The sequence below is a fragment of the Thiomicrospira cyclica ALM1 genome (genome assembly GCF_000214825.1).
GTDB lineage: Bacteria > Pseudomonadota > Gammaproteobacteria > Thiomicrospirales > Thiomicrospiraceae > Thiomicrospira > Thiomicrospira cyclica.
Genome location: NC_015581.1, coordinates 801397 through 825381 on the forward strand (window position 1 = coordinate 801397; position 23985 = coordinate 825381).

Genomic DNA, 23985 nt, shown 5'->3' on the forward strand with positions numbered 1-23985 from the left:
TTGCGTTTCCTTTGATTAAGTTAGATTTAATGTGTGTGCTAATTTTTTTACAAATTATAGAGATGTTGCGCATTGATGCTAGTGTTATGATAAAAAATTACAAAACAAATCATTAAATAAATTGAGGATCGGTTGTGATGCAGTCATTAAAAGTGCTATTGAGTGTGGTAATGGTGAGTTGGATGATGCTAATGAGCCTGTCTATTGCCAAGGCCCACAATGATTCCACTTATCAATTCGTGATTGAGCAGGGAACCTTAACCCATTTGCGTCAGCAATTAACTTTAGCCCCACAAACTCTGCAGGTAAAAACCGGTGAGATTGGCCAAATGGGTATTCTGGTGCTGGGGGAAGAAGCGGCTCGTGATCAAATTTATGTGTTTGTTGATTTGTTATCAACCACTTTTTATTTTGCAGAACGTGCCACAACGCCTAACGAGATCATGCGTGAAGCTCGTCGATATGGCGGAATTTTGCGTGCTTCTGCCGATCGCTTTGACCAACCTGATGGCCATTCGGCTCACGTGAATACTCGTAATACTCGCCTAGTGATTAATGCTCGACGTGTTGAGTAGGGTGGGATACAAAATTACAAACGGAATTTATTGTTTTTGCTGCTGGTTGTTGACTTCAAAAGAATTTGGTACGACCGAGTGGATTCGAACCACCGACCCCCACCATGTCAAGGTGGTGCTCTAACCAACTGAGCTACGGTCGTATATTTGAAAGCTATACGAAACTTGTATGGTACCAGTGGGCGGACTCGAACCGCCACGCTTTTAAAGGCACCGGATTTTGAATCCGGCGTGTCTACCAATTTCACCACACTGGCATGTGATTGCGTGGCGAATTATAGGGACGCCCGTATGCCTTGTCAACAATTCTCCACGAATTATTCAAAATACTTTTAACTTGTTTCTTTATCGCTATTTAAAAGAATTTATGATTAAACGACTAGTTACAAATGGCTTGTGTTTTTGCTGATGAATGGCGGGTTGGTTTGGTTGGAAGCTTGGTTGTTCTTGGCATACCAAGCCTGGTTTCAGTTCAAATATTAATTTTTGCTTGTTGTTTTTAAAGGTGTCTGTATAATTTTAGCGCTTAAGTTTTAAGTATTTTTATTTAACCCAGAATTAACAATTGGTAGTGAGTATGCAAGTATCTGTCGAAAAACCTGAACAAGGCCTTGAATATAAAATGACCGTGACCTTTCCATCGGATGAGTTCGATGCCAAGGTTGAAAAACGTCTTGCCGAAGTGCGTCGCACGGTAAAAATGGATGGCTTCCGTCCAGGTAAAGTGCCTTTAGCGATGGTGAAAAAGCGTTACTCCGGCCAGGTTCGTCAAGAAATGCTGGGTGAAACGCTTTATGATGCGTTTTTTAAAGCAGCGGGCGAGCAATCTGTAAACGTGGCTGGTTACCCAGAGTTTGAAAACGTTGATATGAACGAAGGTAAGATTGAATTTACTGCTAAGTTTGAAGTGTTCCCAGAAGTAACTCTGCCAGATTTGAAAGGTCTTGAGCTTGAGGAGGTTAGTAGTGAAGTCACTGAAGCGGATGTTGATGCCATGATTGGTCGTTTACAAGCGCAGCGTTCGGCTTGGAAGCCAGCCGGTGCCGCTAAGAAAGCCAACAAAGGTGAGCAGGTTATTATTGATTTCGTCGGTAAGGTTGACGGCGTTGAGTTCGATGGCGGTAAAGCCGAGAACGTTCCTTTAGAGCTAGGCAGTGGTCGCATGATCCCCGGTTTTGAAGACGGCATTTTGGGCATGAAAAAAGGTGAGCAAAAAACCATTGATGTGACCTTCCCAGAGCAGTACCCCGCTGAGCACCTAAAGGGTAAAACCGCACAGTTTGATATCACCGTCCATTCTGTTCAAACTAAGCAAATGCCTGAACTAGATGAAGAATTCATTAAGTCATTTGGAGTCGAAGCCGGTACAGTTGAAGGTTTACGCGCAGAGGTTCGTGACAACATGGAGCGTGAATTGAAGCGCACTTTGGATGTTAAAAACCGTCAGGCAGCGTTTGATGCCCTTGAAAAAGCAACGGAATTAGCGATTCCGAAAGCGTTAGTTTTGCAAGAAGCGCAGTCAATGCTAGAACAGTATATGGAGCGTTTGGAACAGCAGGGCATGCCAAAAAACCAAATGCCAGGCTTGACCGCTGATATGTTTAACCCTGATGCCGAGCGTCGTGTTAAGTTAGGCTTAGTTATTTCTGATCTAGTGAAAGCAAACGCGATTGAAGCCTCACCTGAGCAATTGGATGAGTTTATTGCTGATCAGGCGTCTGCTTACGAAGACCCAGCTGAAATCAGAGAATGGTATGATCAAAATCCTGAGCGTTTGAGCGAAGTTAAGGCGATTATTGTAGAGTCGAATGCGGCGAAACATATCCTTGCTCAGGCGAAAGTAACTAAAGTGACTAAGGCATTTGATGAGATTGTGAGTCAGCAAGCCTAATGTTCTGTCCCTCCCGTTTGTTGGAGGGGACGAATTTTATTCAGCCCCGTGATTCTTTTGCGCAAAAGACTCCGGGGCTGTTTTTTTTGTAGGCTCTTACGGCTAATATAGTTTAGGATACGTATAGAGACCAGTTAGATGGGTTGTTTTTAACAGTTTGAAGGAAGGTAAATGGATCACTCGAATATTATGAATGCCTTAGTGCCAATGGTGGTGGAGCAAACCAGTCGCGGTGAGCGTGCGTTTGATATTTATTCTCGCTTATTAAAAGAACGGGTGATTTTCTTGGTCGGTCCAGTCGAGGATCATATGGCTAACCTTATTGTGGCTCAGATGTTATTTTTAGAGTCTGAAAATCCAGAGAAAGATATTCATTTATATATTAATTCACCTGGCGGCAGCGTTACGGCGGGTATGGCAATTTACGACACTATGCGTTTTATCAAGCCGGATGTTTCGACTATGTGTTTGGGTCAGGCGGCGAGCATGGGCTCATTTTTGTTAGCGGCCGGAGCCAAGGGTAAGCGTTTTGCTTTGCCTAATTCTCGAGTGATGATTCACCAGCCTTTGGGCGGTTTCCAAGGTCAGGCTAGTGATTTTGAAATTCATGCGCGTGAAATTTTATATATAAAAGATAAACTGAATAAGGCGCTTAGTGAAAATACCGGTCAACCGATAGAGGTTATTGAGCAAGACACTGACCGTGATAATTTTATGAGCGCCGAAAAAGCAAAAGACTATGGCTTAATTGATCAAGTCCTTGCTAAGCGCGGTTAACCCCAAAAGGAGAAGTCATGTCTGAAAAAACTTTGTATTGCTCTTTTTGTGGCAAAAGCCAGGATGAGGTCAAAAAATTAATTGCTGGTCCATCGGTGTACATTTGTGATGAATGTGTTGAGTTGTGTAACGATATTTTGCATGAAGAATTTGGCGAGCCTGCGGCTGCTACATTTGATTTGGAAAAGTTACCTACCCCCCGTGAAATTAGTGGCATTTTGGATGATTATGTTATTGGACAGCAGCTAGCGAAAAAAGTTTTGTCTGTGGCTGTTTATAATCACTACAAACGCTTACAGCATGGGCAATCTCAAGATGATGTTGAATTATCAAAAAGTAATATCTTGTTGATTGGCCCGACCGGTTCGGGTAAAACGCTATTGGCACAAACCTTGGCGCGCTTATTGGATGTGCCTTTTGCGATTGCCGATGCCACAACCTTAACTGAAGCCGGTTATGTTGGTGAGGATGTTGAATCAATTGTTTTAAAATTATTACAGCGTTGTGATAACGATCCCCAGAAAGCCGAGCGCGGTATTATTTATATTGATGAAATTGACAAAATCACCCGTAAATCAGAAAACCCATCGATCACTCGCGATGTTTCAGGCGAAGGGGTTCAGCAAGCTTTGTTGAAGTTAATTGAGGGTACGCAAGCGGCTGTTCCACCACAGGGTGGTCGTAAACATCCTAATCAAGAAATGATTTATGTTGATACATCAAAAATACTCTTTATTGTTGGTGGCGCTTTTGAGGGTCTTGATAGGGTTATTGAGCAGCGGATGCAACAAAATACCGGAATTGGGTTTTCTGCAGAAGTAAAAGATCCTTCAAAAAAAGCGGCGTTTAGTCAGTTATTTGAAAATATAGAACCGCAAGATTTAAACCGCTATGGTTTGATTCCTGAATTTGTAGGCCGTTTACCTGTTATTGCATCGCTTACTGAGCTTGATGAAAAAGCGCTTATTCAAATTTTGACAGAGCCAAAGAATGCTTTAGTTAAGCAGTTCCATAAAATGTTTGCCCTAGAAGGGGTTGAGTTGGAAATTCGTAAAGATGCATTACAAGAAATTGCTAACTTGGCGCTTACCCGTAAAACGGGAGCACGTGGATTGCGTTCTATTATGGAAAAGATTCTGCTTGATACCATGTATGAACTACCTGGCATGAATGATGTTCACAAAGTGGTTATTAACAAAGCCGTTGTACAGGGTAAAAAGCCACCGATTTTAGTGTACGAAGAAGCGGCTAAAACAGTGAATAAATAATAAAAGGGACAAACATGGAACACTTAGCACCAAAGGAATCGAAGCGTGTTTTGATTATGCCATTGCGTGATGTGGTGGTTTTTCCGGGTTCTGTGATGCCATTATTTGTTGGCCGCGAGAAATCAATTAATGCAGTTTATGAAGCTTTGAAGCGTGATAGGCAATTGTTTTTAATTGCCCAGAAAAATCCTGATCAAGACCAACCTTCGCGCAGTGATTTATACGAGGTGGGTACATTAGCCACTATTCTTCAGACTTTGAAGCTACCTGATGGCACTGTTAAGGTTTTAGTTGAAGGAATGCATCGGTTTAATTTAGACCAGCTTCACAATGAAGGTGAGTTTTTAGAAGCTGATATTTCGGCTTTGCCTGAAGATGTTGGGCCAAATACTGATACCAATCCATTAAAAGCCGTTTTAATCGAGCGCTTTTTTCATCTTGCTGAAATTAAAAAGAAGCTACCCGCAGAAGTGCGTGAGAGTATCGAAAAAGCAAAAGATGCGGCTAAGTTGGTTGATTTGATGGCGGTCAGTTTAAGTTTAAACATCGTTAAAAAACAGCAGTTACTTAGCCAAGTATCAATCAATGATCGTCTTGAAGCAATGTTAGGGTTTATTGAAGAAGATATTGATATTATCGAGTCAGAAAAACGTATTAACATGCGGGTGAAAAAGCAGATAGATCGTACCCAGCGCGAATACTATTTGAATGAAAAATTGAAGGCGATTCACAAAGAGTTGAATCAAGACGATGAAGATCCTCAAAACGGTATTGAAGCGAAAATTGTTGCCGCTAATATGCCGGAGGCCGTCGAGAAGCGCGCTAAGTCAGAATTTAAAAAATTACGCCAAATGCAGGCACAATCAGCGGAAGCAAATGTTATTCGTAACTATTTAGACTGGTTGGTGAGTTTGCCTTGGTCAAAACGTACGCGAGTATCGAAGGATTTGGTTAAATCTCAGGCGATATTGGATGAACAGCACTTTGGCCTTGAACGTGTTAAAGAGCGAATCATTGAGTATTTAGCGGTTCAACAACGAGTGAAAAAACTAAAAGGACCGATTTTGTGTCTGGTTGGTCCGCCAGGTGTCGGTAAAACCACACTGGCTCGTTCAATCGCCGAAGCCACTAATCGTGAATACGTGCGTGTTGCCCTTGGTGGGGTGCGTGATGAGGCTGAGATTCGAGGACATCGTCGTACTTATATTGGCGCTTTGCCCGGTAAAATCATCCAAAAAATGGCCAGTATTAAAACAAAAAACCCACTATTTTTGTTGGATGAGGTTGATAAGATGAGCCGCGATATGCGCGGTGATCCGGCAAGTGCTTTGTTGGAGGTGCTTGATCCTGAACAAAACAACCATTTCAGTGATCATTACCTTGAAGTCGATTATGACTTGTCAGAGGTTATGTTTGTCGCGACATCGAACTCGATGGATATTCCAGAAGCATTGATGGATCGGATGGAGGTTATTAATCTTGCGGGTTATACGGAATTAGAAAAAATCCGCATTGCCTTGGATCACTTAATTCCTCGTCAGTTAAAAGATCATGGTCTAAAAGCCACAGAACTGACTATTACCGAAGACGCTGTCGTTTCGATGATTCAAACCTATACCCGTGAAGCGGGTGTTCGTTCTTTAGATCGGGCTATTGCTAAGATTTGTCGCAAGGTTGTGAAAGCGATCTTGACGGAGAAGCAAAAACACATCACGGTTGATAAGGCCAATTTGGCTGATTACCTAGGTGTAGCGAAGTTCCGTTTTGGTCTGGCGTCAGAGCAGGATCGTATTGGTCAAGTGACCGGTTTGGCTTGGACACGAGTAGGCGGCGACTTATTGCGCATCGAAGCTACAGCCATGACGGGCAAGGGTAAGCTTGAAACAACCGGTCAGCTGGGTAGCGTAATGACCGAATCCGTTCGTGCGGCGATGAGTGTCATACGTTCGCGGTATAAGGATTATGGTTTGGCTGCTAACTTTTATGAAACTCAGGATTTGCATTTGCATTTTCCGGAAGGTGCGATTAAAAAAGATGGTCCAAGTGCTGGTATAGCGGTTTGTACTGCAATTATCTCAGCCTTAACACATATTCCTGTTCGTGCGGATATTGCCATGACTGGTGAGATTACGTTGCGAGGTGAGGTGTTGCCCATCGGTGGCCTTAAAGAGAAGCTGTTGGCAGCATTACGTGGCGGGATTAAGCGAGTCTTGATTCCGATTGATAATGTGCGAGATCTGGATGAGATTCCTGCCGATATTACCGATGCGTTGAGTATCAAACCGGTGCAGTGGATTGAAGAGGTTGTAGCAGAGTCGCTGGCTTGTCCACCGACACCTTTAGAGGAGAATTTGGTTTCAGCTGAATCGGTGGTAAGTAAAGAAACAGTGGATTCTTCGGTGAAGACTAATCACCATTAAGGCTGGATTAAAAATTTACTAAATTTAGTTTTATATTGGTTGACAATCCCCCTGAGCGCCTTATAATACGCGCATTGTTTAACGCGACTAACCACGCGGAAAACGGGTGCTTAGCTCAGCTGGGAGAGCATCGCCCTTACAAGGCGAGGGTCGGGGGTTCGAACCCCTCAGCACCCACCAAATTTTGGAGCGGTAGTTCAGTTGGTTAGAATACCGGCCTGTCACGCCGGGGGTCGCGGGTTCGAGCCCCGTCCGCTCCGCCATATTTAAAGCTAGCATTGCTAGCTTTTTTATTGATACGACGACAAGTTTCAATAGTTATTCGTCATATAGTTGAGTGGTAATCTCAATATTCAAATTCGGGTGCTTAGCTCAGCTGGGAGAGCATCGCCCTTACAAGGCGAGGGTCGGGGGTTCGAACCCCTCAGCACCCACCAAATTTTGGAGCGGTAGTTCAGTTGGTTAGAATACCGGCCTGTCACGCCGGGGGTCGCGGGTTCGAGCCCCGTCCGCTCCGCCATATTTTGAAACGCGCTGGTTCAATGGAACCAGCGCGTTTTTTTATGTCTGACTTTAACCCTCACCCTCAAAACATTCCGCTTGCTCATCTTCATCAGGAAAGATCACGTACTGCAAACACCATAGCTCATAAAGCAGTTGTGTTACAGGTCGTTGCTTAGCCCAGCGTGCCAGTAGCTCTTGATTATAAAAGGGTTGATTAGCTAACTCCATAATCACCCCAGCACCAATCTCAGCACTGACTGGCCAGGCAGTGCCATTAATATACAAAGTGATAACGCCTGTGGCGGCTTGACGACTATACGCAAAGCGACATACCGGATCACGCTCGAGACGTTCCGCTTGTGCTAGGGCTTGTTGAAAGCGAGTTAAATCAGCTTGTTCGTCTTTGCTGAGAGGGTCGGGCAGTTGTTGATGTGATTGTTCATCCAGTTGAGTGGCAAAACGACCGAACCAGGCTTGCATAGCTTGGTCGTCTTGTGCGAGCGCAAGCAGCTGTTGTTGGGCGTGTTGCCATGCGCTATCAGGCACTTCTCCAGGCCTGGTGTTTTGCCAGTTAGGATCTTGATAAATAGCTTGTGCGAGTCCAGATGATTGTTCTGCAAGGTAGTCACCAAAACTATCCCACAATTCTTGGGCTTTGTAGCTGCGATAACCAATCGAGAAAGTCATGCATTCGCTGTCCATAGCCACACCGTGGTGTCCCCATTTCGGTGGTAAATACAGGATGTCGCCCGGTTCTAGTACCCATTCATCTTCAACCTTAAACTCCTGCAATAAACGCAAAGCGATATTGGGTAAATAGTTTTCTGGTTGACAGTTTTGGGAGGTGATTTGCCAACGACGAGTGCCTGCCGCTTGCAACAAGAACACATCGTAGTGGTCATAGTGCGGGCCAACATTGCCACCTTCGCTGGCATAACTGATCATCACATCATCGAGGCGCCAGCGCGGGATAAAATCAAACTCCGTCAGTAGTTGGTGGATTTCTGGAATAAGTTTATCCATCCCTTGCACTAACAAGGTCCAGTTTTGTTCTGGCAATTGCATAAAGTCTTGTTCAGTGAAGGGACCATGGCGTAATTGATAATCCTCAGTTCCTTGTTGAATGACCAGGCGGCTTTCAATGCCGTCTTCCAGCGCCAGGCCTGCTAACTCTTCCGGCGCTAAAGGACTAATGAAGTTAGGTAAGGCTTGTTTAATTAACAAGGGTTTTTTTTGCCAGTATTCGCTTAGAAAGCAGGCCTGGTCAATCTGTCCAAAATGGATCATCCTAGCGACCTTTAAGAATACTAAGTGCTAATTCAATGGTTTCGGCCTGACGAGCCGCATTACCAATATAGCTAGCCGGTGTCATATCACGCAGGGCTTTTTTGGCATCAGCCGGCAGTTCTAGGCGGTCTACAAACTCTTGCATAATTTGCGAGTTAACACGACGCCCGCGAGTCAGTTCTTTGAGTTTTTCATAAGGCTGTTCAATGCCATAGCGTCGCATCACGGTTTGGATCGCCTCGGCCAAAACTTCCCAGTTTTCGTCTAGGTCTTGAGCCAGTTTGGCTTCATTCACTTCCAGCTTACTTAAACCTTTTAGGCTTGCGCTGATTGCAATGCTCGTATGGGCCACTCCCACGCCGAGGTTTCGCAGTACGGTCGAGTCGGTTAGATCGCGCTGCCAGCGTGAAATCGGTAGTTTTTGCGCTAAATGTTCAAAGATGGCATTGGCTAAACCTAGATTACCTTCCGAGTTTTCAAAATCAATCGGGTTAACCTTGTGTGGCATGGTAGAAGAACCAATTTCACCGGCCACGGTTTTTTGTTTGAAGAAGCCTAATGCAATATAGCCCCATACATCACGATCAAAGTCGATCAAAATGGTATTGAAGCGACTTAACGCATGAAAATACTCGGCAATGTAATCGTGGGGTTCGATTTGAATGGTGTAGGGATTCCATGCCAAGCCAAGGCTGTTAACAAATTGTTCGCTCAGTTCATACCAATTGATATCTGGATAGGCTGATAAATGCGCATTGTAATTGCCGGTGGCACCATTAATTTTACCCATAATCTGTACTTGCATCAGTTGTTTGGTCTGACGCTGTAAGCGATAGGCAACATTGGCAAATTCTTTACCGACGGTGGTTGGTGAAGCGGGTTGCCCGTGGGTACGCGATAACATGGGAATATCGGCCATCGCAATGGCTTGGCGAGCTACTTCGTCGATAACCTGTTGCATTTGTGGCACTAGGTGTTGCTCGCGCGCTTCTTTAAGCATTAGGGCATAAGCCAGGTTATTAATATCTTCAGAAGTGCAGGCAAAGTGAACAAATTCACTCACTGCGGCGAGTTCTTCATGGCTTGCCATGTGTTCTTTAATTAGGTATTCAACCGCTTTCACATCATGATTGGTGGTGCGCTCGATCTCTTTGACGCGTTGTGCCATATCGAGGGTGAATTCGTTAACCAATAACTGTAAATGAGCTTTTGCTGAAGCGCTGAAACTAGGTACTTCTGGAATCGCAGGGTGGTTGGCAAGCATCATTAACCAGGCTACTTCAACACGCACCCGGTTTTTGATTAAGCCATATTCACTGAAAACGGTTTTTAAGCCATTTAAACGTGCGCCATAACGACCATCAATCGGCGAGATGGCAGTCAGTTCAGAGAGGGCTAGGGTGATATTAGATGCGTTTGACATAGCAGATTCCTTGCGAGTTCGATAAAAAAATGATGATTAAATCGTGATATTATATATTAAATTTATTTATCGTGACTTGGCGAAGCGCGCTAACTGTCTGGGAATCGGCTGTTTTAAGCTGGGTAAAAGACAATAGTTATGCTGGCGCCTTAAACTTGGAGAACATCATGTTAGAAGCCTATCAAAATCATGTTGCAGAACGTGCCGCAGAAAGTATTCCAGCTCTTCCTCTGGATGCCAAACAAACCGCCGATTTAATTGAATTGTTGAAGGCTGATAGTGGTGATGTTGATGGGTTATTGGAGCTGTTAACTCACCGTGTACCCCCGGGTGTTGATGAAGCCGCTTATGTGAAAGCCAGTTTTCTGGCGGATGTTGCCCATCAGCGCGTTACTTTACCAGTACTGTCGCCAGCCCATGCCACCTTTTTATTAGGCACCATGTTGGGCGGTTATAACGTCCAGCCGCTGATTGAGTTATTAGACAGCTCGATTACGGAAGTCGCTGATAATGCCGTGGCAGCCTTATCAAAAACCCTATTGGTTTATGATGCCTATCATGATGTGATTGCAAAATCTGACACCAATGCCAATGCAAAAAAAGTCGTCGATGCCTGGTGTGCGGGCGAATGGTTTACTGCGAAACCCAAAATGCCGGAACAGATTACCGTTACCGTCTTTAAGGTAGATGGCGAAACCAACACCGATGACTTATCACCGGCGACAGCCGCTTGGTCGCGCCCGGATATTCCATTGCATGCCAAAGAAATGTTGGCAGCACGCATGGACGATGTACCGGCTTTAATTGACCAGTTGAAAGCGAAAGGCCATCCGGTTGCCTATGTTGGTGATGTGGTGGGTACCGGCTCATCACGGAAATCGGCGATGAATTCGGTGATGTGGTGGTTTGGCGATGATATTCCCTATGTGCCTAACAAGCGTCAAGGTGGTGTGGTATTGGGCGGCAAAATCGCGCCGATTTTCTTCAACACCGCCGAAGACTCGGGTTCATTACCGATTGAGTGTGATGTTACTCAATTGAATATGGGTGATGTGATTACGATTCATCCTTATGCCGGTAAAATCACCAACGAAGCTGGTGAGGTCATTAGTGAGTTCAAGCTCGAACCGATGACCATGCCTGATGAAGTGCGCGCTGGTGGGCGTGTGCCGTTGATTATCGGCCGCGGCTTAACCGATAAATCACGCCGGGCGATGGGCTTGGCGCCAAGCGATTTATTTATTCGTCCCACTGATGAAGATACCTCAACCAAGGGTTACACTCTGGCCCAAAAAATGGTCGGGCAGGCTTGTGGGGTAAAAGGGGTTCGTCCAGGTACTTATTGCGAACCGCACATGACCACAGTCGGTTCACAAGATACCACCGGTGCGATGACGCGTGACGAAATGAAAGAGTTGGCCTGTTTGGGCTTTAGCGCCGATTTTGTGTTGCAATCTTTCTGTCATACGGCGGCCTATCCAAAACCTGTGGATATTAAACTTCAGCACAGTTTGCCGGACTTCATGACTAGCCGCGGTGGTGTGTCTTTGCGTCCTGGGGATGGGGTTATTCACTCTTGGTTAAACAGGATGCTATTACCAGATACGGTGGGTACAGGTGGCGACTCGCATACCCGTTTCCCGATTGGGATTTCCTTCCCAGCCGGATCAGGCCTGGTGGCATTTGGCGCAACCCTTGGGGTGATGCCATTGAATATGCCAGAATCGGTTCTGGTACGTTTTAAGGGCGAGATGCAGCCGGGAATTACCCTGCGTGACTTGGTGAATGCGATTCCTTATCAAGCGATTCAACAAGGCTTGTTGACGGTTGAGAAGAAAGGTAAGAAAAATGTCTTTAACGGTCGTGTACTCGAAATTGAAGGCTTGCCGAGTTTAAAAGTCGAGCAAGCCTTTGAATTGTCCGATGCCTCGGCTGAGCGTTCGGCCAATGGTTGTGTGGTCAAGTTAGGCCAAGAGCCGATTATTGAGTTCTTAAAATCGAATATTCGCTTAATTGAATGGATGGTGGAAAATGGTTACAGCGATGCGCGCACCTTATTGCGTCGTCGTGATGAAATGCAAGCCTGGATTGATAATCCGGTATTGCTTGAAGCCGATGCGGATGCCGAGTACGCCGAGATTATTGAGATTGATTTGAACACAATTTTAGAACCGATTGTAGCTTGCCCGAATGATCCGGATGATGTGAAGCCCTTGTCTGCGGTCGCTGGGGATCAGATTGATGAGGTCTTTATTGGCTCCTGTATGACTAATATTGGTCATTACCGTGCCGCCGGTAAAGTTTTAGAAACTCTAAAAGGGGCAGTTCCGACTAAGTTATGGATTGCACCACCTACCAAGATGGATGAGCGTCAGCTGATTGAGGAAGGTTATTACAGTATTTTTGGTCGTTCAGGCGCGCGTACGGAAATGCCCGGTTGTTCTTTGTGTATGGGTAACCAGGCTCGTGTGGCGGATGGGGCAACCGTGTTCTCTACCTCAACGCGTAACTTCCCGAACCGTCTTGGTAATGGCGCCAATGTGTATCTTGGTTCTGCCGAATTGGCCGCGGTAATTGCGGCAACCGGTAAAATTCCAACCGTTGAAGAGTATTTGGCGCAGGTAGGTAAGCTCGATACCATGGCTGATGATATCTACCGTTATTTACAGTTTGATGAGATGGCGGATTATGAGATTAAGTCACCCGAAAAGTTGGCTGACATTGCGGTGGCCGTCGCTTAATAATCTAACAAAAAACCCCGGCTCAGATTAAGTCGGGGTTTTTTGTGGCCTTGTAAAACTGTTCTAGGCTTGGGTTTGAGCTTGAGTTTGCGTTGTGATTTTTCGCAAAGTCGGTACTGCAAGACCAAGCGCATTTGCTTGTTGCAAGGCTCTAGCTAAACGTGCTGGCGCCGAGCGTCCCATGCATTTGTGGGTTGGGTCGCCATCAAACGCGGTTAGTAGGTCTTGCATGACTTGATCAGTCACGAGGGTTTGGTTGATTTGAGCTTGCTGTAATTGCATAACATCAGCAACAACCTCGGCTAATAGGGCGGGGTGTTGTTGGGCAAGTCCAGCGACATCACCGCCGACGACCAAGCCTGCGATATTGGTGGTTAATATATAGACATTTTTCAGCGCTAATTGGTATTCCAGCTCTGTGGCATTAGTGAGTGGATAGGCGGCTAGATCAAGACTCGCTAATAACTGGGTGACCAGGCCTGCTAATGGACCATAAACGGGTGAGGCTTGAACTAGCTTGCTATCCATACCTTTTTTCTTTTCGAACCAGACGGAGATGACCGTTGGCGCAATGGCGAGATGCTGAAAGTCTTTCGGTAACAGTTCGTTTTGAATCAATACCAGCTTATCATGCCAAGCGGTTGGTAACTGGTTGAGTGTTTGGGCTAAATCCTGTTCACCAACACAGACAATGACCGCTTTGGGTTGAGCCGAGTTGGCCAGCGCTTGCAAATCAGAGTGACGTAAGACCGGGGTAACACGATAGCCAAGTTTTAATGCGCCACGAGCAAAAACACTGCCAAGTTCACCCAGTCCAATTACAAAAATGTCCTGCAGGGGGTGGTTATTCATACTGGCTCCTTAATGAATGTTTTACAATAGGCGCTAGTTTAAACATCTATTTGCGGAGTTACAATGTCGAGCCATACCCCAAAACCGAAATTTACCTGGCATTACTACATGATGGGACTGGGCGCGTTTGCCAGCCTGATTGCGGTCAGTCTGCTGGCTTGGAGCGCACTGGTGAGTGCGGTTGCGTTTATTATTGTGGCGCATCCCGTGTTGCGTTTAACCGGTGCTTTGCGGTTGGTGTTTTTGGTGGTATTTGCGGTGATGTATGTATTCAGTTTTCCCAGTATTGAGGTCATTCAGGCGCAAATGATGCGTTAGGTCAAGCCTTCTTGTCGTTTTGGTTTTGTTGGCGCTGAACATTTATTGGCGTTAAAAAATAGCGATGGTGTAAGCCTTGTATTATCAATGTCGCCACAAACAGCATTCCGCTCATAAAAGCCATCGCAGCAGACAGAGCTGTATCTAACCACCAAGCCAGTCCAAAACCTAGTAAGACAGCACTAATGGCATAGATACTAGCAAGCACTAATAGCGTTTTAAGCTGCTGACTTATCAAATAGGCCGTGGCACCTGGAATAACCAGAAAAGCTACTACCAAAATCGAACCCATTAGGTCAAACGCCGCTACCGCGGTGACAGACACCATGCTTACCAGTAAGTAGTGCCAAAATCCGACACTAATTCCCAGGCTTAAAGCAAAACTCGGTGCAAAGGTGGTGAGTCGGAAGCGTTCAAACGCGACCAATAAAATGCATAGGTTTACGATAAATAAACTCAGTGCTATCCAAAATGCGCGTGGTCCAAGATCTAGGTCCATCCAACGCCAGCGCTCGAAGGGTAGGAATGCCATTTCGCCAAACACAATATGATGGTGGTCTAAATGTACACGGTCTGCAAATAGCGCTATTAGCACCAGTGCTAGCGCAAACATCCAAATAAATACCAAACCTAGGCTGGCATCAGGTTGGATAATGGAGCGTTGACTAATAGCGGTGCTTAACCACGCCGTTACCAGGCCTGCTAATAAGGCACCGAATAGCAAAGCCGGTAGTGCCAAGGTGTCGAAGAGTAGATAGCTGATGACAATACCTAATAGCACCGAATGACTTATAGCATCACCAAGCATGGCCATACGGCGCAAAATAAGCAGACTACCAACCAACGCACAACTTAGGGCCGTTAGGATAGCGGTGATAATAATCCACAGCTCATACATGGCGAGATGTCGGGTTTAAGCGTTGATAAAGCTGATGCGCGAGCCAAGAGAGCATAAAAAATAGCCCGAGGATAACAATCATCCAGGGTCCCGTTGGGCTTTGTTCTACCCAAAGTGACAGCAGGCTACTAGCAACAGCCGCAATGGCGGCTAGGCTGGCGGCAAAGCTTAGCATTAAGCCCAAGCCGAGCGGCCATAGACGCATAATAGTGATGGGAATTAAGAGTGCGCCAGCCATTAGAATTGCACCCACGATATGCATTCCCACTACCACTACCATCACCAGCACTAATGCAAAAATGAACTCTTCGCGTGCTACATGAATTCCTAGGCTTTTAGCATAACTTGGGTTGAATAACACCAATTTTAGCCGCGGGAAAAATATTATCAGATAGATCAAGGTGACCAGTGAAAGAACCAAGAGTTGGATGAGTTCGGCGCGAGTAATTGCGGCGGCTTGGCCAAATAGAATGCGGTCTAAGCCGGCCGTGTTTGGCCAATGTTGCGCCTGGATATAGGATAGTAACAACATCCCCAATGCAAAGAAAGTCGCTAGGATAATAGCCATTGCGGTATCTGAGCGGAGCTTGGTGTGCAGTGTGAGGCTATGAATCAGATGATACGCGATCAAGCCGGTTAATAAGGCAAATCCTACCACCAGCAAAGGGGATAAACTGCCGATAAGAATAACGCCGAACATGACGCCAGGAATAGCGGCATGGGCGAGAACGTCACCAATTAACGCACGAGCTCGGAGTACCGCTAGGCCGCCAATGGCTGCGGCGGTAATACCTAACAGAAATGTTCCTAGCATCACCCAAATTAGGTTGGCATTAACGAGCATGTCACTCATGGTGTCGATGGCTCATGAGGTTGAGTGAACCTTGGCCAAAAATTGGGGAAGGTTTTGGATAAGTTGGCCGAGGTAAAGCTGTCCGACACTGTGCCACTGCTGATTAGACCTTGGTTGAGTTGTACAACCCAATCGAAATGCGCGGGAATGCGAGCGAGATCATGATGAACGCAAATGAGAGTTTTACCTTGTGCAATCAGCTCATCAAACAGTTTAAAAATTATCGTTTCACTGGTTTGATCAACACCGGCAAAGGGCTCATCCATCAGTAATAAATCCGCTTGTTGGCAGAGCGCTCGAGCGATAAATAATCGTTGCTTTTGACCGCCGGATAAATGGTTAATCGGTTCTTTGATAAGGTGGGTGAGTCCTACACGTTCTATATTTTCTGCAACCAGCGCATGATCTTGTTTAGAAGGGCGTTGCCAAAACCTTAAATGACCTTGCCGACCCATCAGGACTAAGTCATAGGTGTTAATCGGAAAGTTCCAATCCACTTCTTCACGTTGTGGGACATAAGCAATCCGCTGCTGGTTTTTTTCAAGTTGCTGCCCCCAAAATTTAGCAGAACCTTGACTCGGTATTAAACCCATTATTGCTTTTAGTAGCGTTGATTTACCAGCGCCATTTGGTCCAATAATAGCAATTTTTTGTTGGCTCGATAATTCTAAGGACATTGGCTGAAGAATGGTTTTCTGATTCAGCGTGACGCCAAAGTCTTCAAGGGTTATTAGGGTGGTGTTAGTGTGTGTACTCATCGTAAGGCTTTAATAATTGTGCGTGTATTATGTTCAATCATTGTGCTATAGGTGTCGCCCGGCTCGCCCGGTGGGGCGAGTGCATCCGAGAGTAATTCACCCCCGAGTTTTAATTGATAACCTTCGGCGGCTAATCCTTGTATTAGGGCATTAATCGACCGGTTGGGTAGGGTGCTTTCGGCAAAAACCGCTGGGATTTGATAGGTTACTACCAGATCTTTAACCCGCTGTAATGCCGCTAAACCAAATTCCACTTCGGTATTAAGCCCTTGAATGGCAAATACTTCAATGCCGTAAGTTTGTCCGTAATAGCCAAACGCATCGTGGGCGGTTACAAGTTTACGCTGTGCTTTTGGTAACAGTGCTATTTCATCTAAAACCCATTGGTGAAGAGTGGTGAGTTTGGTGGTCAGTTTGGCAAAATTTTGTTGAAAATCAGCTTGATGTGCGGGGAAATGATAGCTGAGTTTGTCAGTTACATGGTGCGCCACTTCAAGCCAAATTGGAATGCTTAACCAAATGTGTGGGTCGATTGCGCCATCACTATGAAGCAATTGATTAGGGTCAAGCATTTCACCTAGGGGATATGTGGGTTTTAGAGCTTGCAGATTATAAAAGACAGGGCTCATGCGTCCTTCTAGTCCAAGGCCATTATAAAACACCAAATCGGCACGACGCAGTAGGCGCATGTCATTAAAGGTAGCACGATAATAGTGCGGGTCAATGCCAGGTCCCATTAAACCTTTCGACTGCACCGACTCACCACCGATCTGGTTAACCAAATCAGTAATCATGGTGGTACTGCTTACGACTAGGGGTTTGGCTTGTGTTATTGATGACATAGCCATAGCCAAAATTATGAGCAAACCGGCAAATGTTGGACGGTACTGATAGATAAAAATGTTCGTAATCCTATTAGATGTAAAAAACATAAATTAGTCTAGCCTAAATTCTTTTTCGGGTCTAGCTGAGGGTTATGAAAAAATTATTGTCTAAGATGGGGATTTTTGCGTCAAATTAGGGCAAAATAATAATACTTACTGTAATTGAGAAAGAGCTATGTCGGCCTCTAAAGCCATTGAAGATTATTTAAAGTGTATTTACAAGCTGGAAGACCCTAATCAACCCGAAAAAGGTGTGCATACGTCCGCTATTGCTGCCAGATTAAATGTTGCACAAGCATCTGTATCTAATATGATCAAAAAACTTTCTGAACAGGGTTTTGTAAGTTACGAGCCTTATTATGGAGTTGAGCTCACGGGGTCGGGTCGTCAGGTAGCCTTGCAGATGATTCGGCGACATCGGGTCATCGAACAGTATTTGGTTGAACGCTTGCATTATGCTTGGGATGAGGTCGATGAAGAAGCTGAGGTACTTGAACACGCGGTATCTGACAAGTTAGTGGATGCTATGTGGGAAGCACTTGGCCGACCCACGCACGACCCACACGGCTCGCCGATCCCTGACCAAGATGGCATTATGAGCGAGCAGGCTGTAAAGCCGCTTGTTGATGTGCCTGAAGGTGAGCAAGTGAAATTAGCTCGTATCAAAAATCGTTCTCCAGAAGAGTTGCGTTACCTGACGAGTATTGGTCTTGCAATGGGTGAATACCTGTTAGTGAAATCGAAAGCACCTTTTAAAGGTCCGATCATGTTGCAAATTGATGATCAACTACACGCATTAGATTATCGCTTGGCTCAGGCCTTACTAGTTGAGTTGACAGTATGACCGAGTCGAATGCTTCAGTCTACTGGCAAGAGTTAATTGATGGTTTAGCGACAGCCGTTATTTGGGTTGATGGTCAGCAGAAAGTTGGCTATATCAATATGTCGGCAGGTGAATTATTGCAGGTGAGTACTCGTCGTATTGTCGGCTCACCTTGGCAGGTGCTATTACCTGGTTTGTTTGATGACTTGTCTAATTTTGGTGAACAACGTTTAACCGTGCATGAATATCAATTACAGCTACCGGATTTAACCCGTATCCGTGTGAGTGCTACTCTATCTAATTATGAATTAGTGGGCAGGCATGGCTGGTTAATCGAGCTGTTTAATACTGAGCGGCATCATCGTATTGTCGAAGAGGACGAGCGTTGGCACCAATATGAAGCGGGTAATTTATTGGTTAAAACCTTGGCTCATGAGGTCAAAAATCCCTTGGCAGGTATTTATGGTGCGACACAGTTATTACAAAAGCGTTTACAAGAGGACACTCGGTCGCAAACCTTTTTAGATGTTATCGCTAAGGAAGTGATTCGCCTACGAAATTTGGTTGATTCAATGCTCGGTCCTAAACAGTCTGCGATTAAAACTCCGGAAAACATTCATGAAGTTATCCGTCACGTGATTACAGTGGTTAAACCGGAGTTTCCAGTTGGTGTTGAATTAATGTTGGATTATGATCCATCCATCCCTGAAATTTTGATGGATAGCGAAGCGATGGTGCAAGCTCTGATGAATTTGTTGCGTAATGCTGTGCAGGCAATGGACGGTTTACAAGGCTTAATTACCATTCGAACTCGCGTTGAGCGTAAATTCACCCTAGGTACCCAAACATTTCCTCTGGTAGCTGTTGTGAGTATTCACGATGAAGGTAACGGTATTCCTAAAGAGGTTTTTGATTCAATTTTTTACCCGATGGTTAGTAGTAAAAAAGAGGGAACGGGACTAGGGTTACCTGTTGCACAAAATATTGTTAGAAAGCATGGCGGGTTGATTGTGGCAGAAAGTGAACCTGGACAAACAATATTTCATGTCTATTTACCGTTTGAGAGAGGGCAAGAATGACTGAGATTACGCAACAACCGACCAGCAGCAATGATCAGGCAACTGTATGGATTGTTGATGATGATGCCTCGATCCGTTGGGTGCTGGAAGCAGCTCTTGAGGAAAAACCTTATCGAGTAAAACTATTTGACTCACCTGGACTAGCTTTAAAGCATATAAAAAGTGCGCCCCCCACTGTTATCGTAACGGACATTCGTATGCCTGATATGGATGGGATGACGTTTATGGAGGCAGTGCATGATGTTGATGCCGGCATTCCGGTCATTATCATGACCGCGCATGCGGATTTAACGACAGCGGTGCGATCATATCAAAGTAAAGCGTTTGAGTATTTACCCAAACCCTTTGATATTGATGAGGCTATTACCTTAATTGAACGAGCTATTAAGCGACAGTTGTCTGGCGGTCGGGTAGTCAAGCAGCGAGCCGTTAGCTCAAATAAACAACCGCTAAATATCATCGGTGGTGCACCGGCGATGCAGGAGGTGTTTCGGATTATTGGTCGTGTTTCGCAACTGGATGTCACCGTGCTCATTACGGGTGAAACCGGTACGGGTAAGGAGTTGATTGCCCAGGCTTTGCATGAGCTGAGTCCTCGCGCCGATCAACCTTTTGTGGCTTTAAACACCGCAGCCATTCCAAGAGAGCTGCTTGAATCTGAGTTATTTGGACATGAAAAAGGCGCTTTTACCGGCGCTCATTCGCAGCGTATCGGTCGTTTTGAGCAGGCCAATGGCGGTACCTTGTTTTTAGATGAAATTGGCGATATGCCGGTTGATTTACAGACCCGTCTACTGCGGGTACTAAATGATGGCAGTTTTTACCGGGTCGGTGGTCGTAATCCCATTCATGCCAAGGTGCGTATTGTCGCTGCAACTCATCAAAATATGGAGCAACTGGTGCGTGAAGGTCGCTTCCGTGAAGATTTACTCTACCGACTAAATATCATTCGTATTAAAATTCCTGCGTTACGTGAACGTGCCGAAGATATACCGCTGTTGCTAAAATTTTATATGGCAAAAGAAGCCAAAGGGCTTGGGTTAGAAGAAAAGCATTTTGATAAAGAGGTTGAAAACTTTTTGTCACGCTTGCCTTGGCCAGGTAATGTTAGACAATTACGCAGTTTGTGTACTTGGTTGACCATTATGGCGCCAGATAAACTGGTGCGTATGGAAGATTTGCCGTTAGAATTTCGCCAAGGTCCTGCGCAAGTGGTGTCAGGTGATGATCACGAAGATTGGCCGGTGTTGTTGCGCCAATGGGCCGATCAATTTTTGGCATCAGGTCAAGAAGGTTTGCATACAACAGCTGAGCCTATGTTTGAACGGGTTTTGATAGAATCGGCATTGCAAGCGAGTCAATTTCATCGGCAGAATGCGGCAAAGTTGTTAGGGTGGGGGCGAAATACCTTAACCCGGAAGAGTCAGGCTTTAGGGTTGGAGTAGTTAGTAAGCTTGTTTGACTTAGAGCAGTTGGAAAACTGGGCTGCTCTAAGCGCGAGATGTTTATTATTTAAAGTGCGGCGGGACCGGTTTCTCCAGTACGAATTCGAACAGTTTGTTCGATACTGGTAACAAAAATCTTACCATCACCAATTTTGCCGGTTTGAGCGGCGGCAACGATTACTTCAATAGCACTGTCGACTTGCTCATCATCAGTCGCAATTTCTAGTTTTAATTTCGGTAAAAAATCAACGACATATTCCGCACCACGGTACATTTCTGTGTGACCTTTTTGGCGACCATAACCTTTTACTTCTGTCACTGTCATGCCATGAATACCAATATCGTGCAAAGCGTCGCGAACATCGTCAAGTTTGAAGGGTTTAATGATGGCGGTAATTTGTTTCATCTTAGATGCCTCCTATGGCATGTTCATCTTGGTCATTATCCGTTGGCTGGTTTTCAGAAGGATCGGGTGTAACAGTATCAGCTGAAAATGCCGAGCCCATTTTTATGAAACGTGAGGGTTGCTCTGCCAGTTCATCAAAGACACCTTCGGGTGTAACCAGTACCACAGTCGAGCCCATATTGAAGCGTCCGATTTCATCACCCTTGTTAAAATGAAGGTTTTGATCAGTATAGTCCCAATGCTGAAGGGTTGCGCCATAATGTGGCGTAATTTTACCTTCAAATACCGTTTCCATACTGCCTACAAAAATGGCACCCACCATAACAAGTGCATAGGGTCCTTCGTCTGACTCAAATCGTAACACAAGGCGTTCATTACGAGCAAACAGGCCGGGCACAAGTCGAACTGTGGCGGGGTTAACTGCAAATAAATCACCAGGAACATACGTCATCGAAATCAGTTGTGCACTTTTGGGTAGATGGATGCGGTGGTAGTCACGAGGTGATAAGTAAATAACCGCAAACTGACCGTTATGGTAGCGTTTGGCGTATTCGATATCGCCACCTAATAGCGCCTCGATTGAGTAATCATGGCATTTCGCTTGCACCATTTGATTGCCTTGTAAGCGCGCACTTTGGCTAATTACACCATCAACAGGGCTAACCCAAACCTGTTCGCCTTCAGCGATAGGGCGCGCCTCCGGTTTGAGTGCTCGGGTAAAAAAAGCATTAAAGTGGCGGTAATCCTCAGGTTCTTGCTTTATGGCATCGTCGAGATCGATATTGTAGAGTTTAGTCAGTGCCTGAATGGTTTGGCGTTTAATCCAGGGTTGCTCTATATGCATAAACCAGTGCATCATGTTTGAAAGCATATGTTGCGGAATCATGTACTGCGGGACAACTTTAACATAATCAAGCATGGTTAATTTCCTGTTGCGCAAGGTGGGTTGGGCTCAATAACTGGCTAATTTTAAGGTATAATCACAAAAATTTATAGGGTTGAGTCATGCATTAAGTACGAATGTACCATTGTATGAGTTATTTTTTTAAAGGATAGATAATGTCAGATATTAAAAAAGTTGTATTAGCGTATTCCGGTGGTTTAGATACTTCCATTATTGCCAAATGGTTGCAAGATGAATATCAATGTGAAGTGGTAACCTTTACCGCAGATATTGGCCAAGGTGAAGAAGTAGAACCGGCGCGTGCTAAGGCACAGGCAATGGGAATTAAAGAAATTTTTATTGAAGATTTACGCGAAGAGTTTGCGCGTGATTTTGTGTTTCCGATGTTTCGCGCGAATGCTATTTATGAAGGCGAATATTTACTAGGCACATCAATTGCGCGTCCTTTGATTGCTAAGCGTTTGGTTGAAATTGCGAAATCTGTGAGTGCGGATGCGATTTCGCACGGTGCAACGGGTAAGGGCAATGATCAGGTGCGTTTTGAGTTGGGTGCCTATGCTTTGATGCCGGATGTTCATGTTATCGCGCCTTGGCGTGAATGGGATTTAACTTCGCGTGAAAAACTCATGGCCTATGCTGAACAGCATAATATTGCGATTGAAAACAAAAAAGGCAAAAAGTCACCTTACTCAATGGATGCAAATCTGTTGCATATTTCGTATGAAGGCGGCGTGTTGGAGGATCCTTGGGCAGAACCTGAAGACAGCATGTGGCGCTGGTCTGTTTCTCCTGAAAATGCACCGAGTGAGCCGACTTATATTGAATTGACCTATGAGAAGGGCGATATCGTGGCGTTAAATGGTCAAGCCATGTCACCAGCGACGATTATGGCGGAGTTAAACAAAATCGGCGGTGCGAATGGTATCGGTCGTGATGACTTGGTTGAAAACCGCTTTGTTGGTATGAAGTCGCGTGGCTGTTACGAAACCCCAGCGGGTACGATTATGCTAAAAGCCCATCGTGCGATTGAATCGATTACGTTAGACCGTGAAGCGGCGCATTTAAAAGATGAAATGATGCCACGTTATGCCAAATTGGTTTATAACGGTTTCTGGTTTAGCCCAGAGCGTGAAATGCTCCAAGCGGCCATTGACCATTCACAAAAGGTAGTAAATGGTGTGGTGCGTTTAAAATTATACAAAGGCAACGTAATTGTTGTTGGGCGTAAATCAGAGTCAGACAGTTTGTTTGATGAGTCGATTGCCACCTTTGAAGACGACAAGGGCGCATACAATCAGAAAGATGCTGAAGGCTTTATTAAATTGAACGCTTTGCGCCTGCGTATTGCCGCGCGTAAACGTGCTTCAAAATAAACTCGGTAGCTGAGTTGGCATTGTCGCCAAGCTGGTCACAGCTGAAACAACACCCAGCTTTAATGCTGGGTTTTGGTTTTGGGTCTGGTCTTGCGCCTAAAGCCCCGGGCACTTGGGGAACCCTGCTCGGCTGGTTGTTGTTCATTCCGTTGATCCAATACGCGCCAGTGGTTGCTTGGTTGGTTTTTGGGCTGGGCTTAGTGGCTGGAAGTTGGATTTGTGGTCGCGCCGCTGAGCTAGTAGGGGTCCATGATCATAGTGGTATTGTATGGGATGAGTTTGTCGGTATTTGGTTGGTTTTGTTGCTTCTGCCTGACCAGACCTGGTTATGGTGGTTAGCGGCATTCGTGCTGTTTCGATTATTTGATATTATCAAGCCTTGGCCGATTGGTTGGTTAGATCGCCATGTGGCGGGTGGCTTGGGTATTATGGTGGACGATGTGGTGGCCGCTTTAATGGCGCTTGCATCGATTTGGTTAATTTTTTTGATGGTAAATTAAATTAAA

At 45.3% G+C, this 23985-nt stretch carries 21 protein-coding genes and 6 tRNA genes; 16 read left to right on the top strand and 11 right to left on the bottom strand.

Features of this window, described 5'->3' with window-relative positions; translation table 11 throughout:
• Positions 1–137: 137 nt before the first annotated feature.
• Positions 138–575, top strand: coding sequence for a hypothetical protein (locus THICY_RS03365; RefSeq protein ID WP_013835208.1), 438 nt, complete (start codon positions 138–140; stop codon positions 573–575).
• A 66-nt stretch (positions 576–641) separates the two neighbouring features.
• Here the strand turns inward: THICY_RS03365 and THICY_RS03370 are convergent.
• Together THICY_RS03370 and THICY_RS03375 are read right to left on the bottom strand one after the other, a co-directional pair.
• Positions 642–718: transfer RNA gene (locus tag THICY_RS03370), tRNA-Val, on the bottom strand.
• A 27-nt stretch (positions 719–745) separates the two neighbouring features.
• Positions 746–832 (bottom strand) — tRNA-Leu (locus THICY_RS03375).
• A 320-nt stretch (positions 833–1152) separates the two neighbouring features.
• Here THICY_RS03375 and tig point away from each other — a divergent pair.
• The 8 genes from tig (at position 1153) to THICY_RS03415 (ending at position 7451) form a co-directional block, all read left to right on the top strand.
• Positions 1153–2466, top strand: coding sequence for a trigger factor (gene tig, locus THICY_RS03380; RefSeq protein ID WP_013835209.1), 1314 nt, complete (start codon positions 1153–1155; stop codon positions 2464–2466).
• Between the two features lie 171 nt (positions 2467–2637).
• Positions 2638–3243, top strand: a complete 606-nt coding sequence (gene clpP, locus THICY_RS03385; protein ID WP_013835210.1) for an ATP-dependent Clp endopeptidase proteolytic subunit ClpP — start codon at positions 2638–2640, stop codon at positions 3241–3243.
• Between the two features lie 17 nt (positions 3244–3260).
• The gene (clpX, locus tag THICY_RS03390; protein WP_013835211.1) at positions 3261–4511 is read left to right on the top strand and encodes an ATP-dependent Clp protease ATP-binding subunit ClpX; all 1251 of its coding nucleotides are present in this window, start codon (positions 3261–3263) and stop codon (positions 4509–4511) included.
• 14 nt (positions 4512–4525) lie between these two features.
• Positions 4526–6931 (top strand): endopeptidase La, encoded by a 2406-nt coding sequence (gene lon, locus THICY_RS03395; protein ID WP_013835212.1) that lies wholly within the window; start codon positions 4526–4528, stop codon positions 6929–6931.
• Positions 6932–7035: 104 nt separating this feature from the next.
• Positions 7036–7111, top strand: a tRNA-Val gene (locus tag THICY_RS03400).
• 6 nt (positions 7112–7117) lie between these two features.
• A tRNA-Asp gene (locus THICY_RS03405) sits at positions 7118–7194 on the top strand.
• A 98-nt stretch (positions 7195–7292) separates the two neighbouring features.
• A tRNA-Val gene (locus THICY_RS03410) sits at positions 7293–7368 on the top strand.
• A gap of 6 nt (positions 7369–7374) precedes the next feature.
• Positions 7375–7451 (top strand) — tRNA-Asp (locus THICY_RS03415).
• A gap of 53 nt (positions 7452–7504) precedes the next feature.
• On the opposite strand, the gene THICY_RS03420 is transcribed toward THICY_RS03415, so the two are convergent.
• Positions 7505–8722: a cupin domain-containing protein gene (locus THICY_RS03420; RefSeq protein WP_013835213.1), complete on the bottom strand. Its 1218-nt coding sequence runs from the start codon at positions 8720–8722 to the stop codon at positions 7505–7507.
• A gap of 1 nt (position 8723) precedes the next feature.
• Positions 8724–10145, bottom strand: a complete 1422-nt coding sequence (gene purB / locus THICY_RS03425; protein ID WP_013835214.1) for an adenylosuccinate lyase — start codon at positions 10143–10145, stop codon at positions 8724–8726.
• A 167-nt stretch (positions 10146–10312) separates the two neighbouring features.
• Between purB and acnB the strand changes: the two genes are divergently transcribed.
• Positions 10313–12886 carry a bifunctional aconitate hydratase 2/2-methylisocitrate dehydratase gene (acnB, locus tag THICY_RS03430; RefSeq protein ID WP_013835215.1) on the top strand — a complete coding sequence of 858 codons (2574 nt, stop codon included), beginning with the start codon at positions 10313–10315 and terminating at the stop codon, positions 12884–12886.
• A 63-nt stretch (positions 12887–12949) separates the two neighbouring features.
• On the opposite strand, the gene THICY_RS03435 is transcribed toward acnB, so the two are convergent.
• Positions 12950–13738 (bottom strand): Rossmann-fold NAD(P)-binding domain-containing protein, encoded by a 789-nt coding sequence (locus THICY_RS03435; protein ID WP_013835216.1) that lies wholly within the window; start codon positions 13736–13738, stop codon positions 12950–12952.
• Positions 13739–13801: 63 nt separating this feature from the next.
• Here THICY_RS03435 and THICY_RS03440 point away from each other — a divergent pair, with 63 nt between their 5' ends.
• Positions 13802–14056 carry a hypothetical protein gene (locus THICY_RS03440; protein WP_013835217.1) on the top strand — a complete coding sequence of 85 codons (255 nt, stop codon included), beginning with the start codon at positions 13802–13804 and terminating at the stop codon, positions 14054–14056.
• Position 14057: 1 nt separating this feature from the next.
• On the opposite strand, the gene THICY_RS03445 is transcribed toward THICY_RS03440, so the two are convergent.
• The 4 genes from THICY_RS03445 to THICY_RS03460 are packed head-to-tail and all read right to left on the bottom strand — an operon-like array spanning position 14058 to position 17407.
• Entirely contained in the window at positions 14058–14954 is an 897-nt protein-coding gene (locus THICY_RS03445; protein ID WP_013835218.1) for a metal ABC transporter permease, read from the bottom strand.
• Positions 14947–15807, bottom strand: a complete 861-nt coding sequence (locus tag THICY_RS03450) for a metal ABC transporter permease (protein WP_013835219.1) — start codon at positions 15805–15807, stop codon at positions 14947–14949. Before THICY_RS03450 ends, THICY_RS03445 begins: the two co-directional genes overlap by 8 nt.
• On the bottom strand, positions 15804–16565 hold the full coding sequence (locus THICY_RS03455; protein WP_013835220.1) for a metal ABC transporter ATP-binding protein: 762 nt from the start codon (positions 16563–16565) through the stop codon (positions 15804–15806). The genes THICY_RS03450 and THICY_RS03455 overlap by 4 nt, the downstream gene beginning before the upstream one ends.
• Positions 16562–17407, bottom strand: coding sequence for a metal ABC transporter solute-binding protein, Zn/Mn family (locus THICY_RS03460; protein WP_245534982.1), 846 nt, complete (start codon positions 17405–17407; stop codon positions 16562–16564). The genes THICY_RS03455 and THICY_RS03460 overlap by 4 nt, the downstream gene beginning before the upstream one ends.
• Before the next feature lie 217 nt (positions 17408–17624).
• Here THICY_RS03460 and THICY_RS03465 point away from each other — a divergent pair, with 217 nt between their 5' ends.
• From THICY_RS03465 to ntrC, 3 genes are read left to right on the top strand one after another with little or no spacing between them, the layout of a single operon-like run.
• Complete coding sequence (locus THICY_RS03465; RefSeq protein WP_013835222.1) at positions 17625–18293, top strand: metal-dependent transcriptional regulator; 669 nt, start codon at positions 17625–17627, stop codon at positions 18291–18293.
• Positions 18290–19351, top strand: a complete 1062-nt coding sequence (gene glnL, locus THICY_RS03470; RefSeq protein WP_013835223.1) for a nitrogen regulation protein NR(II) — start codon at positions 18290–18292, stop codon at positions 19349–19351. Before THICY_RS03465 ends, glnL begins: the two co-directional genes overlap by 4 nt.
• The gene (gene ntrC, locus THICY_RS03475; RefSeq protein ID WP_013835224.1) at positions 19348–20796 is read left to right on the top strand and encodes a nitrogen regulation protein NR(I); all 1449 of its coding nucleotides are present in this window, start codon (positions 19348–19350) and stop codon (positions 20794–20796) included. Before glnL ends, ntrC begins: the two co-directional genes overlap by 4 nt.
• A gap of 67 nt (positions 20797–20863) precedes the next feature.
• On the opposite strand, the gene THICY_RS03480 is transcribed toward ntrC, so the two are convergent.
• Positions 20864–21202: a P-II family nitrogen regulator gene (locus THICY_RS03480; RefSeq protein WP_013835225.1), complete on the bottom strand. Its 339-nt coding sequence runs from the start codon at positions 21200–21202 to the stop codon at positions 20864–20866.
• Between the two features lies 1 nt (position 21203).
• Positions 21204–22121: an archaetidylserine decarboxylase gene (gene asd, locus THICY_RS03485; RefSeq protein WP_013835226.1), complete on the bottom strand. Its 918-nt coding sequence runs from the start codon at positions 22119–22121 to the stop codon at positions 21204–21206.
• 140 nt (positions 22122–22261) lie between these two features.
• On the opposite strand from asd, the gene THICY_RS03490 reads away from it, so the two are divergent.
• Both THICY_RS03490 and THICY_RS03495 read left to right on the top strand, forming a co-directional pair.
• Positions 22262–23479, top strand: coding sequence for an argininosuccinate synthase (locus tag THICY_RS03490; RefSeq protein WP_013835227.1), 1218 nt, complete (start codon positions 22262–22264; stop codon positions 23477–23479).
• A 14-nt stretch (positions 23480–23493) separates the two neighbouring features.
• A complete protein-coding gene (locus THICY_RS03495) occupies positions 23494–23979 on the top strand; it encodes a phosphatidylglycerophosphatase A family protein (RefSeq protein ID WP_013835228.1) in 486 nt (161 codons plus the stop codon).
• The last annotated feature ends 6 nt before the right edge of the window (positions 23980–23985 follow it).

Bases quoted from the DNA above. Each gene is read 5' to 3' on its own strand.
- THICY_RS03365 (WP_013835208.1), top strand. From the start codon at position 138: ATGCAGTCATTAAAAGTGCTATTGAGTGTGGTAATGGTGAGTTGGATG.
- tig (WP_013835209.1), top strand. From the start codon at position 1,153: ATGCAAGTATCTGTCGAAAAACCTGAACAAGGCCTTGAATATAAAATG.
- clpP (WP_013835210.1), top strand. From the start codon at position 2,638: ATGGATCACTCGAATATTATGAATGCCTTAGTGCCAATGGTGGTGGAG.
- clpX (WP_013835211.1), top strand. From the start codon at position 3,261: ATGTCTGAAAAAACTTTGTATTGCTCTTTTTGTGGCAAAAGCCAGGAT.
- lon (WP_013835212.1), top strand. From the start codon at position 4,526: ATGGAACACTTAGCACCAAAGGAATCGAAGCGTGTTTTGATTATGCCA.
- THICY_RS03420 (WP_013835213.1), bottom strand. From the start codon at position 8,722: ATGATCCATTTTGGACAGATTGACCAGGCCTGCTTTCTAAGCGAATAC.
- purB (WP_013835214.1), bottom strand. From the start codon at position 10,145: ATGTCAAACGCATCTAATATCACCCTAGCCCTCTCTGAACTGACTGCC.
- acnB (WP_013835215.1), top strand. From the start codon at position 10,313: ATGTTAGAAGCCTATCAAAATCATGTTGCAGAACGTGCCGCAGAAAGT.
- THICY_RS03435 (WP_013835216.1), bottom strand. From the start codon at position 13,738: ATGAATAACCACCCCCTGCAGGACATTTTTGTAATTGGACTGGGTGAA.
- THICY_RS03440 (WP_013835217.1), top strand. From the start codon at position 13,802: ATGTCGAGCCATACCCCAAAACCGAAATTTACCTGGCATTACTACATG.
- THICY_RS03445 (WP_013835218.1), bottom strand. From the start codon at position 14,954: ATGTATGAGCTGTGGATTATTATCACCGCTATCCTAACGGCCCTAAGT.
- THICY_RS03450 (WP_013835219.1), bottom strand. From the start codon at position 15,807: ATGAGTGACATGCTCGTTAATGCCAACCTAATTTGGGTGATGCTAGGA.
- THICY_RS03455 (WP_013835220.1), bottom strand. From the start codon at position 16,565: ATGAGTACACACACTAACACCACCCTAATAACCCTTGAAGACTTTGGC.
- THICY_RS03460 (WP_245534982.1), bottom strand. From the start codon at position 17,407: ATGTCATCAATAACACAAGCCAAACCCCTAGTCGTAAGCAGTACCACC.
- THICY_RS03465 (WP_013835222.1), top strand. From the start codon at position 17,625: ATGTCGGCCTCTAAAGCCATTGAAGATTATTTAAAGTGTATTTACAAG.
- glnL (WP_013835223.1), top strand. From the start codon at position 18,290: ATGACCGAGTCGAATGCTTCAGTCTACTGGCAAGAGTTAATTGATGGT.
- ntrC (WP_013835224.1), top strand. From the start codon at position 19,348: ATGACTGAGATTACGCAACAACCGACCAGCAGCAATGATCAGGCAACT.
- THICY_RS03480 (WP_013835225.1), bottom strand. From the start codon at position 21,202: ATGAAACAAATTACCGCCATCATTAAACCCTTCAAACTTGACGATGTT.
- asd (WP_013835226.1), bottom strand. From the start codon at position 22,121: ATGCTTGATTATGTTAAAGTTGTCCCGCAGTACATGATTCCGCAACAT.
- THICY_RS03490 (WP_013835227.1), top strand. From the start codon at position 22,262: ATGTCAGATATTAAAAAAGTTGTATTAGCGTATTCCGGTGGTTTAGAT.